This is a genomic window from Sinorhizobium sp. KGO-5, assembly GCF_036245905.1.
Classification (GTDB): domain Bacteria; phylum Pseudomonadota; class Alphaproteobacteria; order Rhizobiales; family Rhizobiaceae; genus Sinorhizobium; species Sinorhizobium meliloti_A.
The window spans coordinates 76,341-87,546 of record NZ_BDIZ01000012.1 but is presented as its reverse complement, the minus strand read 5'-3'; the positions used below and the strand labels follow the sequence as shown (position 1 = coordinate 87,546).

General features: G+C 63.9%; 10 protein-coding genes. 2 read left to right on the top strand and 8 right to left on the bottom strand.

The annotated features are described in order from the left end of the window. Positions 1-88 precede the first annotated feature (88 nt). On the top strand, positions 89-973 hold the full coding sequence (locus tag BHD07_RS28940) for a DUF6030 family protein (protein ID WP_338284023.1): 885 nt from the start codon (positions 89-91) through the stop codon (positions 971-973). Between the two features lie 14 nt (positions 974-987). Here the strand turns inward: BHD07_RS28940 and BHD07_RS28935 are convergent, their stop codons facing one another. Beyond that, on the bottom strand, positions 988-1,419 hold the full coding sequence (locus tag BHD07_RS28935; protein ID WP_033047599.1) for an Lrp/AsnC family transcriptional regulator: 432 nt from the start codon (positions 1,417-1,419) through the stop codon (positions 988-990). Positions 1,420-1,543: 124 nt separating this feature from the next. Here BHD07_RS28935 and BHD07_RS28930 point away from each other — a divergent pair, with 124 nt between their 5' ends. Next, complete coding sequence (locus BHD07_RS28930) at positions 1,544-2,647, top strand: saccharopine dehydrogenase family protein (RefSeq protein WP_127710640.1); 1,104 nt, start codon at positions 1,544-1,546, stop codon at positions 2,645-2,647. Positions 2,648-3,021: 374 nt separating this feature from the next. Here the strand turns inward: BHD07_RS28930 and BHD07_RS28925 are convergent, their stop codons facing one another. The 7 genes from BHD07_RS28925 to BHD07_RS28895 all read right to left on the bottom strand — a co-directional run bounded on the left by BHD07_RS28925 (position 3,022) and on the right by BHD07_RS28895 (position 11,043). Further along, positions 3,022-3,426 (bottom strand): F0F1 ATP synthase subunit epsilon, encoded by a 405-nt coding sequence (locus BHD07_RS28925; RefSeq protein ID WP_026168835.1) that lies wholly within the window; start codon positions 3,424-3,426, stop codon positions 3,022-3,024. A 121-nt stretch (positions 3,427-3,547) separates the two neighbouring features. Continuing rightward, positions 3,548-5,062: a F0F1 ATP synthase subunit beta gene (gene atpD / locus BHD07_RS28920; RefSeq protein ID WP_018097275.1), complete on the bottom strand. Its 1,515-nt coding sequence runs from the start codon at positions 5,060-5,062 to the stop codon at positions 3,548-3,550. Between the two features lie 24 nt (positions 5,063-5,086). Next, positions 5,087-5,968, bottom strand: coding sequence for a F0F1 ATP synthase subunit gamma (locus tag BHD07_RS28915; RefSeq protein WP_018097276.1), 882 nt, complete (start codon positions 5,966-5,968; stop codon positions 5,087-5,089). A 27-nt stretch (positions 5,969-5,995) separates the two neighbouring features. Beyond that, entirely contained in the window at positions 5,996-7,525 is a 1,530-nt protein-coding gene (gene atpA, locus BHD07_RS28910) for a F0F1 ATP synthase subunit alpha (protein ID WP_018097277.1), read from the bottom strand. Beyond that, on the bottom strand, positions 7,525-8,091 hold the full coding sequence (locus tag BHD07_RS28905) for a F0F1 ATP synthase subunit delta (protein WP_010970368.1): 567 nt from the start codon (positions 8,089-8,091) through the stop codon (positions 7,525-7,527). Before BHD07_RS28905 ends, atpA begins: the two co-directional genes overlap by 1 nt. Before the next feature lie 238 nt (positions 8,092-8,329). Next, the gene (locus BHD07_RS28900; protein WP_003530294.1) at positions 8,330-8,716 is read right to left on the bottom strand and encodes an AGROH133_08824 family phage infection protein; all 387 of its coding nucleotides are present in this window, start codon (positions 8,714-8,716) and stop codon (positions 8,330-8,332) included. A gap of 122 nt (positions 8,717-8,838) precedes the next feature. Next, on the bottom strand, positions 8,839-11,043 hold the full coding sequence (locus BHD07_RS28895) for a primosomal protein N' (protein WP_100672797.1): 2,205 nt from the start codon (positions 11,041-11,043) through the stop codon (positions 8,839-8,841). Positions 11,044-11,206: the final 163 nt, after the last annotated feature.

The window sequence follows — 11,206 nt, the reverse complement described above, 5'->3', positions numbered from 1 at the left end:
CATGATCCCTTATGGTGCGCCACGACTGAAGGTTTGGAGCGGTCCGGTGGAATGCCGTGATCTTCCCGTGGCGGAGCGACGGCGCAAGATGGAGAGGAAACAGCAAAGCCGTTCCGGCATCGCTTTCTTCTTCGTCGCCGTGGGGCTCGTCTTTACGGCGATCGCCGCGACCGTGCTCCTGGCCAACGAACAGCGCCACCTGAAGCAGCTGCTGGCGGGGCTGGGTTTCACGATGACGCCGCCGCAAGCGGAGCGGCCGCCGGAGACTGCCCGCGGTCCACGCAAAAAGCCCGAACCGCCAAAGGCACTCCTGCCCGCCCACATCTTCGCGGATCTTGCAACGCCGGAACAGCAATTCATCCGTCAGATCCGCAGCGACCCGCGGGCGCTTTGCGAGGGACTAAGGGAAGCCGGCTTCCGCGACCTCGAATGGAAATCAGCCGAGAGCGGCCGCTGGGAGTGCTCGTCGCTCGTTCCCTTTGCCCGCCCGGGCCAGGAGCCGAGCTCGTCCATCTTCATCCTGGTCAAGGGCCGTGGCGAGGAGGAGATCACCTCCTTTCGCGTAAAACTCAACATCGAGCACAGCGGGGACACACCGGTCGTCACCAGCGCTGCTGCCAAGGCGGCATCCGTCTTCTTGAGGGAGGTTCGTTGGGCGGGGAGCGCAAGCGTCACTCTCCAGATCCAGGGTCTCCAGGAATTCGACCTCAAGCGCTTCGGCAGTCGTATCCAGTTCAAGCGGGAGATGGGGGACACGCCCCGCTACAACTTTCTTGCCAATCAGGCCGCACGCGCGCGGCCGAAGAGCATCGCCGAGCTCTATTTCGACCGCGAAAAATGGCTGGTCCCGGGCGACGGCGCGAGTGTTTCCTATATCAGGGGCCCGAGCGCCTGGACGCGGCCGGTCCAATCGACAGAACCGCAAAGTGCAGCGGGGCAGCCTGCCGGGCGGGGCTCAACGCCCGAGCATTGATGCGAACCTGCATATCAGCGATCGATGCGCGTCGAGAGAATGATGGAGGACAGGGTCTTTTCGACCCCCTCGATTTCGCCGATCCGGTCGATCAACAGGTCCAGCTCGCTGATCGAGGCTGCAGCGACGACCGCGATCAGATCAAAGCTGCCGCTGACGGAATGCAGCATGCGGATTTCGCGAATGGCGGCGAGCTCGGGCGTGACCCGACCGAGCGCCCGCGGTGCAATCGTGATCAGAACATGCGCTCGCACGAGGCCTTTCTCGTAGTTTTCCGAGAGGCGCACGCCATAGCCTGCGATCACCCCCTCGCGCTCCAGCCGCTCGATGCGCGCCTGCACCGTGGTGCGGGACAGGCCGAGCCGGCGAGCGATCGTCGCCGTCGGCATGCGGGCGTTCTCGCTCAGTATGGCGAGGAGTTCGCGATCCTTGTCCGTTACATGCATATCGTCGACCTTGATCGGCAAAATGCCGAATACAGACCGACGATTTAGCCATATCGACGCTTCAAATCAATATTCGGCCGCGAGACAATGGTGGTGAAAGAGGCTCATACCCCGGGGATACAAAATGAAAGACATCGTCGTCATCGGTGCCGGCAAGATCGGCTCCACCATCGCGCGCATGCTGGCACATAGCGGCGACTACCGCGTCTGCGTCGCCGATCGCAGCGCCGAGCAGTTGCAGCAGGTCGAGAAGCACGACGCCGTCTCGACCGCAGTCGTCGACATTGCCGACAGAAAGGCGCTCGTCGCCCTGCTCTCCGGAAAATTCGCCGTGCTCAGCGCCGCGCCGTTCCATCTGACGGTCGCGATCGCAGAAGCCGCAGCCGAGGCGAAAATCCACTATCTCGACCTGACGGAAGACGTCGAATCCACCCGCCAGGTCAAGGCGATCGCAGCTGAGGCCGACACCGCCTTCATTCCGCAATGCGGCCTCGCACCGGGCTTCATTTCGATCGTCGCCAACGATCTCAGCCGGCATTTCGATACGCTCGAAAGCGTGCGCATGCGCGTCGGCGCCCTGCCGCAATACCCGTCGAACGCTTTGAACTATAATCTCACCTGGAGCACCGACGGCGTCATCAACGAATATATCGAGCCCTGCGAGGCGATCGTCGAAGGTTCGCTGATCGAAGTTCCCGCGATGGAAGAGCGCGAGGAGTTCTCGCTCGACGGCGTCACCTACGAGGCCTTCAACACTTCCGGCGGCCTCGGCACGCTTTGCGAGACGCTGAAGGGCAAGGTCCGGACGCTCAATTACAAGACGATCCGTTATCCCGGCCATGCCGCGATCTTCAAGGCGCTCCTGAACGACCTCGGCCTGCGTCATCGCCGCGAGGTACTGAAGGACATCCTCGAAAACGCCCTGCCGACCACCACCCAGGACGTGGTCGTGATCTTCGTCACCGTTTCGGGCTTCCGCGAAGGTCGCCTGGTGCAGGAGACCTACGCCAACAAGGTCTATAGCGGCGTCGTTGCAGGACGCATGCAGAGCGGCATCCAGATCACCACCGCCGGCAGCATCTGCGCCGTTCTCGACATGCTCGCCCAAGGCAAGATCCCCACCAAGGGCTTCGTGCGCCAGGAAGACATCGCGCTCGACGCCTTCCTCGCCAACCGCTTCGGCCACTACTACGCCCAGAAGCACGAGACGGAACGCGCCGCGAGCTGAGGCCGAGGCCGAGGCTAGGTTGATTACCGAAATGCCCGGACCTTTCGTCCGGGCATTTTCGTTTCTGCTTGCAGCGCCCCCTCATCCGCCTGCCGGCGCCTTCTCCCCGCAAGCGGGGCGAGATACACGCGGCGGCCCGTTCTCTTTCCTCGAAGCGAGTGGCGGGATGGGGCGGGGCCCTCGCGGCTTGCCCCTTCTCCCCGTCTGCGGGGAGAAGGTCGCGGCAGCGGGATGAGGGGCGGCAAGGGACGGAGAGTACCGGGTGTCTTGAGACGCTCTATCGGCCGCTTGCGGGGAGAAACGAACTCGCGGAGACGAAAAACCCCGCTCGAGGCGGGGTTCGATAGGCATTATCCCTTATCGGGATGTCCCTTTCAGGCCGGGATCACGATCTCCCCGAGCTTCGTGAGTTCGGCGATGAATTGTTCCAGACGCGTCTTCTTCTCGTCACCGGCGCCTTCGAGTTCGGCGCGTGCCGCTTCGATGCGGTTTTCGAGAACCGTGCTGTCCAGTTCGTCGACGTGGACGGCGGATTCGGCCAAAAGCGTGCAGCCGGAAGGCAGGATATCGGCGAAACCGCCGAAGACGGCGTAGCGCTCGGTCTTGCCGGCGGCGGTCTTGACCGCGACCACGCCCGGCTTGACGGTCGTCATGGTCGGCGCGTGATTGGCCATCACGGTCATCTCGCCCTCGGTCGCCGGAATGACGACTTCGGTCACCTTCTCCGAGACAAGCAGACGCTCGGGGGAAACAAGCTCAAAATTGAAACTTTCGGCCATGACCATTCACTTCTGGTGAGCGCGCCGCTGGTCGGCGGGCTGTGCACGTTCTCCGCCTCAACTGTCAGGCGGGATGAAAGCCGTGGCGCAAGGAACTCCGCGCCACGGTTCCTGATGCAGATCAGGCGGCTTCGGCAGCCAGCTTCTTGGCCTTCTCGACGGCTTCCTCGATGGAGCCGACCATGTAGAAGGCAGCTTCCGGCAGGTGGTCGTACTCGCCGTTGACGAGGCCCTTGAAGCCCTTGATCGTGTCTTCGAGCGCAACCAGCTTGCCCGGCGAGCCGGTGAAGACTTCGGCGACGAAGAACGGCTGCGACAGGAAACGCTCGATCTTACGGGCGCGGGCGACGGCGATCTTGTCCTCTTCGGAAAGCTCGTCCATGCCCAGGATCGCGATGATGTCCTGGAGGGCCTTGTAGCGCTGCAGGGTCGACTGCACTTTGCGCGACACTTCGTAATGCTCTTCGCCGACGATCATCGGGTCCAGCATGCGCGAGGTCGAATCCAGCGGATCCACCGCCGGGTAAATGCCCTTTTCGGCGATCGAGCGCGACAGAACCGTCGTCGCATCGAGGTGCGCGAACGAGGTCGCCGGTGCAGGGTCGGTCAAGTCGTCGGCGGGAACGTAAATCGCCTGAACCGAGGTGATCGAGCCCTTGGTCGTCGTGGTGATGCGCTCCTGCATCTGGCCCATGTCGGTTGCAAGCGTCGGCTGATAGCCCACGGCCGAAGGGATACGGCCGAGCAGAGCCGACACTTCCGAGCCCGCCTGGGTGAAGCGGAAGATGTTGTCGACGAAGAAGAGAACGTCCTGGCCTTCGTCACGGAACTGTTCGGCGACCGTCAGGCCGGTCAGCGCGACGCGTGCGCGGGCGCCCGGCGGCTCGTTCATCTGGCCATAGACGAGTGCGGCCTTGGAACCTTCGCCGCCGCCGTGCTTGTTCACGCCGGATTCGATCATTTCGTGATAGAGGTCGTTGCCTTCGCGGGTCCGCTCGCCGACGCCTGCGAAGACGGAGTAACCGCCGTGCGCCTTGGCGACGTTGTTGATCAGTTCCATGATCAGAACGGTCTTGCCGACGCCCGCGCCGCCGAAGAGGCCGATCTTGCCGCCCTTGGCATAGGGAGCGAGCAGGTCGACGACCTTGATGCCGGTGACGAGAATCTGCGCTTCGGTCGACTGCTCCACATAGGCCGGAGCGTCCTGGTGAATGGCGCGGCGGGCGGAAGTCTTCAGCGGACCGGCTTCGTCGACCGGCTCGCCGATGACGTTCATGATGCGGCCGAGCGTTTCCTTGCCGACCGGAACCGCGATCGGGCCGCCCGTGTCGGCGACCTTCTGGCCGCGTACGAGACCTTCGGTCGAGTCCATGGCGATCGTGCGGACGGAGTTTTCGCCGAGATGCTGTGCGACTTCGAGAACGAGGCGGTTGCCGTTGTTGTCGGTTTCCAGCGCGTTCAGGATCTGCGGGAGCTGGCCTTCTTCGAATGCGACGTCGACGACGGCGCCGATGACCTGCGTCACGCGGCCGACAGCACCCGTAGCCGCAACGACTGTCTTGGCGGAAGCTGCCTTCTTCGGAGCAGCCGGCTTCTTCGCCGCTGCGGTTTCTTTCGGGGTAGCTGCCTTAGCCATAATTCTTACCCTCTTCTCGTAACCTTAGAGCGCTTCCGCGCCAGAGATGATTTCAATGAGTTCCTTGGTGATCTGCGCCTGCCGCTGACGGTTGTAGCTGAGCGTCAGCTTGTCGATCATCTCACCCGCGTTGCGCGTCGCATTGTCCATGGCACTCATCTTCGCGCCCATTTCACCCGCGACGTTCTCGAGCAGGGCCCGGAAGATCTGCACGGAGATATTGCGCGGGATGAGATCGCTGAGGATCGCGCCGGCTTCCGGCTCGTATTCGTAGATCGCCGATGCCCCTTCGCCTTCGGCGGCCACTTCGCCAGCCGATGCCGGGATGAGCTGCTGGGCGGTCGGGATCTGGGAAATGACGGACTTGAACTCGGAATAGAACAGCGTGCAGACGTCGAACTCGCCGTTGTCGAAGAGCTCGATGACCTTGTGGCCGATCCGGTCCGCGTTCTCGAAACCGATCTTCTTGACTTCACGCAGGTCGACACGGTCGATGATCAGCGACGCGAAGTCGCGCCGAAGCATGTCGAAGCCCTTCTTCCCGACGCAGATGATCTTGACCGTCTTGCCCTGGGCCAGAAGCTTGCGCACATGGTCTCGGGCAAATCGGGCGATCTGCGAGTTGAAGCCGCCGCAAAGACCGCGCTCGGCCGTGCAGACGATCACCAGGTGCGTGTCGTCCTTGCCGGTTCCCGTCATCAGCCGCGGCGCGCTGTCGTCCGCGCCGACCGCCTGGGCGATATTGGCGAGAACGGCAGCCATGCGCTGCGAATAGGGCCGGGCGGCCTCGGCCGCCTCCTGCGCACGCCGAAGCTTCGCCGCGGCGACCATCTTCATCGCCTTGGTGATCTTCTGCGTCGCCTTGACGGAGGCGATCCGGTTCTTCAGATCCTTAAGTGAAGGCATCCGTTGTCCGTCCTAGTTGAGGTCCGCTCAGGCGAAGGATTTGGCGAAGCTGTCGATTGCGCCCTTCAGCTTGGCCTTGGTGTCGTCCGAGATAGCCTTTTCCGTACGGATGGTATCCAGAACGGCCTTGCCTTCCGAACGGAGGTAGGAAAGGAGACCGTGCTCGAACTTGCCGACCTCGCTGACCGGCAGCTTGTCGAGATAGCCGTTGACGCCGGCGAAGATGACCGCGACCTGCTCTTCCGTCTTCAGCGGCGAGAACTGCGGCTGCTTCAGAAGTTCGGTCAGGCGGGCACCGCGGTTGAGCAGACGCTGCGTCGCGGCATCGAGGTCCGAGCCGAACTGTGCGAAGGCCGCCATTTCGCGGTACTGGGCGAGCTCGCCCTTGATCGAGCCGGCGACCTGCTTCATCGCCTTGATCTGGGCGGAGGAGCCGACGCGCGAAACCGACAGACCGACGTTAACGGCCGGGCGGATACCCTGGTAGAATAGGTCGGTTTCGAGGAAGATCTGGCCGTCGGTGATCGAGATCACGTTGGTCGGAATGAACGCGGACACGTCGTTGCCCTGCGTCTCGATGACCGGCAGAGCCGTCAGCGAGCCGGCGCCACGCTCGTCGGAGAGCTTGGCGGCGCGCTCCAGAAGGCGCGAATGCAGGTAGAAAACGTCGCCCGGATAGGCTTCACGGCCCGGCGGGCGGCGCAGCAGCAGAGACATCTGACGGTAAGCGACGGCCTGCTTGGAAAGGTCGTCATAGCCGATCAGGGCGTGCTTGCCGTTGTCGCGGAAATATTCGCCCATCGCGCAGCCGGCGAACGGAGCCAGATACTGCATCGGCGCCGGATCGGAAGCCGTTGCAGCGACGATGATCGAATACTGCAGCGCGCCGCGCTCTTCGAGCACCTTGACGAACTGAGCGACCGTCGAGCGCTTCTGGCCGATAGCGACGTAGACGCAATAGAGCTTATCCCCTTCCGGGCCATTGTCGTGAATGGCTTTTTGGTTGAGGATCGTATCGAGAATGATCGCGGTCTTGCCGGTCTGGCGGTCGCCGATGACGAGCTCGCGCTGGCCGCGGCCGACCGGGATGAGAGCGTCGATGGCCTTGAGGCCGGTCGACATCGGCTCATGGACCGACTTGCGCGGAATGATGCCGGGCGCCTTGACGTCGACGCGGGCGCGCTGCTTGGCATTGATCGGGCCCTTGCCGTCGATCGGATTGCCGAGCGCGTCCACGACGCGGCCGAGCAGCTCCGGACCTACGGGAACGTCCACGATGGCGCCGGTCCGCTTGACCGTGTCGCCTTCCTTGATGTCCCGGTCCGAGCCGAAGATAACCACACCGACATTGTCGGCTTCGAGGTTCAGCGCCATGCCGCGAATTCCGCCTGGGAATTCGACCATCTCGCCTGCCTGGACGTTGTCGAGGCCGTAGACGCGGGCGATACCGTCACCGACGGAAAGCACCTGGCCGACTTCGGAAACTTCCGCTTCCTGGCCGAAATTTTTGATCTGATCTTTAAGAATTGCGGAAATTTCCGCGGCGCGGATATCCATCAGCCGACCTCTTTCAGTGCAAGCTTAAGGGTAGAGAGTTTGGTGCGAAGGGAGGTGTCAATCTGGCGGGACCCGACCTTCACGATCAGACCTCCAAGAATAGACGGGTCGACGGTGACGTTTACCGCCACGTCTTTGCCGGTGACGCCTTTCAGCGCCGCCTTCAATTCGATTTCCTGCGCCAGCGTCAGCGCATGTGCCGACGTGACGTCGGCGGTGATTTCGCCCTTGTGACGGGCAGCGAGCAGACGGAACGCCTTGATGATGCCCGGCAGCACGAAGAGGCGGCGATTGCGCGCGACGACCTTCAGGAAGTTGCCGACCAGCCCGGAGAAGCCGAACTTCTCGACGAGGGCGGAAATGGCCTTGAACTGGTCGTCGGCGGAAAAGACCGGGCTTACGATCAGCCGCTTCAAATCGTCGCTGCCGTCGATCAGCGCCTGGATGCGCGTCAGATCGGCGCCGACTGCTTCGATCGACCCGGCATCAAGGGCAAGCTCGAAAAGCGAGGAGGCATATCTTTCTGCAACACCGGAAATGAGCTGGGATGTGTCTGCCACGGGCACAAGCTTCTCTCAAAATCATCCAGGAATGCCAGGACAGGCGAACCGTCGACCTAACATCTTGAATTTGCTGCAATAACTCGCAGGATATCGAGGCCGGTCGACCCACTTCCCCCGCAGTTCGCGGTTCGTCTAGCATAGGATGTTTGGACTCGCAACACGCCAACGGCAGGAATGCGGCATTACCCGGCCGCTTCGGCCGAATTTTGCCGTAAATAGTGTCGCAGGCCCTTGTCGGCGATCAGATCAGCCCGAAAACATAGGCAAGAGGCAGGATCGCGAGCGCCGCCTGGACCAGGAGCGCGAGCCAGTTGAAGAGGGTCGCGCCGTTGTCGCTCATGATCGACAGGATGCGACCGAACGCCGCGAGTGCGAAAGCCGCGCCGACGGCGAGATAGACCATTGGCTGGGCAAGCAGGATGGCGCCGAGGCCCAGGCCGAGATGCATGCCGCCCATGGTGGAGCGGGCCTCCGCCAGCCCTCCCCGCCGCCCCTCGGCGATGCCGATTCCGGCGGCACGAAAGGTCAGGCGCGGCGCAAAGAGCATGACGAGCCCGATCAGCGCCGCGAGCGCGGCCGCACAAAAAGCCAGCAGCTCCCCGGTTTCCGTCGGTATGTAGAACTCCATCTCCGTCCCCGCCCGTTGCTGTGGACCCTCCGCCTCGCGCCGAGCCGACGCGATGCGTGAAAGAGGTCTAGCCTATGTCCTTCCGGATGTGAATCGGTCGAAGGACGAAGATCCGACAGTGATCACAAAAAACTCTGCGGATCGATGTCGAGCTGGACGCTGATCGATCCGCGCTCCTTGGGGCCGGCGGCGATCATCGCCCGGACGAAGGACTGCATGTCGCTGTTGCGCCGCCCGTGGACGAGAAGCCGGAAGCGATGTCGGCCGCGGATGAGCGCGAGCGGCGCTTCCGCCGGTCCGAGGATCGCTATGCCGTCGACGCGCGGCGCGGCATTGCGCAGTCCGCGGGCATGGCCCTCGGCATCGCCGCGCGTATCGGCCGAAACGATGATCGAGGCGAGCCGGCCGAAAGGGGGCAGCACCGCCCTTTCCCGCTCATGGATCTCGCGTTCGTAGAAAGCGTCGGAATCGCCGGACACGATCGCCTGCATGACCGGATGCTGCGGCTGATAGGTCTGCAGAAGCCCGAGGCTCTTGAGGCCCGTCCGGCCGGCACGCCCCGTCACCTGGGAAAGGAGCTGGAACGTCCGTTCCGCAGCGCGCGGGTCGCCGTTGGCAAGACCCAGATCCGCATCGACGATGCCGACGAGCGTCATGTTCGGGAAATTGTGCCCCTTGGCGACGAGTTGGGTGCCGATGACGATGTCCGCCTCCCCGCGGGCGATCGCCTCGAGCTCCAGCCGCAGCCGCTTGACGCCCATCAGGTCGGAGGAGAGCACAATGGTGCGCGCGTCGGGGAAATGCCGCTCGACCTCTTCGGCGATGCGCTCCACCCCTGGGCCGCAGGCAACGAGATGATCGAGCGTGCCGCATTCCGGGCAGGCTTCCGGCGTCCTCTCCGAATAGCCGCAATGATGGCACTGGATCTGCCCGCGGAAACGGTGCTCGACCAGCCAGCTCGAGCAGTCCGGGCACTGAAAGCGATGGCCGCAGACGCGGCAGAGCGTCAGCGGCGCATAGCCGCGCCGGTTCAGGAACAGGAGCGCCTGCTCGCGCCGGCCGATCGTCTTGCCGATCTGGTTCACGAGCACCGGCGAGAGAAAGCCGCCGCGTTCCGGCGGATGGCGGCGCATGTCGACTATGCCGAGATCGGGGAGCGCCGCATCGCCGAAGCGGGTGGGCAGATGAATCGGCCGGTAACGCCCCACCTCGCCGTTCACCCGGCTCTCGACCGACGGCGTGGCGGAGACGAGCACGACCGGAAAATTGCCGATCCGCCCGCGCACCACGGCCATATCGCGCGCATTATAGAAGACGCGGTCCTCCTGCTTGTAGGCGGGGTCGTGCTCCTCGTCGACGATGATGAGGCCGAGATCCTCGAAGGGCAGGAACAGCGCCGAGCGGGCGCCGGCGACGACGCGCACCTGGCCGGTCGTCACCTGCCGCCAGACCTTTTCCCGCGTGCGCGGCGCGAGATCGGAATGCCACTCCGCGGGCTTCGCGCCGAAGCGCTCCTGGAAGCGTTCGAGGAAGCTTGCGGTCAGCGCGATCTCCGGCAGCAGGATCAGGACCTGCTTGCCGGCGCGCAACGTCGCCGCTATCGCCTCGAAATAGACCTCCGTCTTGCCGGAACCGGTAATGCCGTCGATCAGCGATACCGAGAATTTCCGCTCCTCGACGGCGACCAGCAGGTCGGCAGCCGCCTGTCTCTGCGGGCCTTCGAGGCGCGGCGCGGCGAAAGCCGGATCCGGCGCGGCGACGACCGGCGGCGGCGGCATGAAGACGGTTTCGAACACGCCCTGCGACGTCAGGCCGTCGATGACGCTGGACGAGACGCCCGCGGCATGGGCGAGCCCCGAGCGGGTCCAGGAAAGCCCGTCGCTCGCGGTGGCGAGGACGCGCTCGCGCGCCGCAGTCATCCGTTCCGGCCGCATCTCGGTCAGGCGCAGGGCTTCCACCATCGGCTCCGGATCGAACGCGGTCGGCGCCCGGAGTGCCATCCGGGCGACGAGGCCCGGCGGCGTCAGCGTGTAGCTCGCCACCCAGTCAAGAAAGGCGCGCATGTCCGGGCCGAGCGGCGGGCAGTCGAAGACCTTCTCGATCTGCTTCAGCTTTTTCGGATCGACGCCGCCGTCATCTTCGCCGTCCCACACGACGCCGACGACGAAACGGGGGCCGAGCGGCACCTGGACGATCGATCCCGGCTCGACCGCCATGCCGTCGGGCACCGCGTAGGAATAGGCCCTCGGCGCCGGCATGGGCACCAGGACGGGCACCACCCGGCGGTCGAGTACGGGGCCGAATAAATCGGTTGAATCAAGAGTCATTTTGCCGTGACCTTGCCACCGCTTTCAGTTAAAGAAAACTCGCAGCGAACCGCTGCCTTGCGGAAAGCAGGGTTTGTCACGGTTCCAACCGAGTTTCAACGCGCGCGATATCCGCCATGGAATTTCCTGCTGTGGAGATGCGCCCGAAACGGCTGAGTGCCAA

Excerpts from the sequence above, each read along its gene's own strand:
- BHD07_RS28915 (WP_018097276.1), bottom strand. The coding sequence starts at position 5,968 with ATGCCTTCACTTAAGGATCTGAAGAACCGGATCGCCTCCGTCAAGGCG.
- BHD07_RS28930 (WP_127710640.1), top strand. The coding sequence starts at position 1,544 with ATGAAAGACATCGTCGTCATCGGTGCCGGCAAGATCGGCTCCACCATC.
- BHD07_RS28940 (WP_338284023.1), top strand. The coding sequence starts at position 89 with ATGGAGAGGAAACAGCAAAGCCGTTCCGGCATCGCTTTCTTCTTCGTC.
- BHD07_RS28895 (WP_100672797.1), bottom strand. The coding sequence starts at position 11,043 with ATGACTCTTGATTCAACCGATTTATTCGGCCCCGTACTCGACCGCCGG.
- atpA (WP_018097277.1), bottom strand. The coding sequence starts at position 7,525 with ATGGATATCCGCGCCGCGGAAATTTCCGCAATTCTTAAAGATCAGATC.
- BHD07_RS28925 (WP_026168835.1), bottom strand. The coding sequence starts at position 3,426 with ATGGCCGAAAGTTTCAATTTTGAGCTTGTTTCCCCCGAGCGTCTGCTT.
- BHD07_RS28900 (WP_003530294.1), bottom strand. The coding sequence starts at position 8,716 with ATGGAGTTCTACATACCGACGGAAACCGGGGAGCTGCTGGCTTTTTGT.
- atpD (WP_018097275.1), bottom strand. The coding sequence starts at position 5,062 with ATGGCTAAGGCAGCTACCCCGAAAGAAACCGCAGCGGCGAAGAAGCCG.
- BHD07_RS28935 (WP_033047599.1), bottom strand. The coding sequence starts at position 1,419 with ATGCATGTAACGGACAAGGATCGCGAACTCCTCGCCATACTGAGCGAG.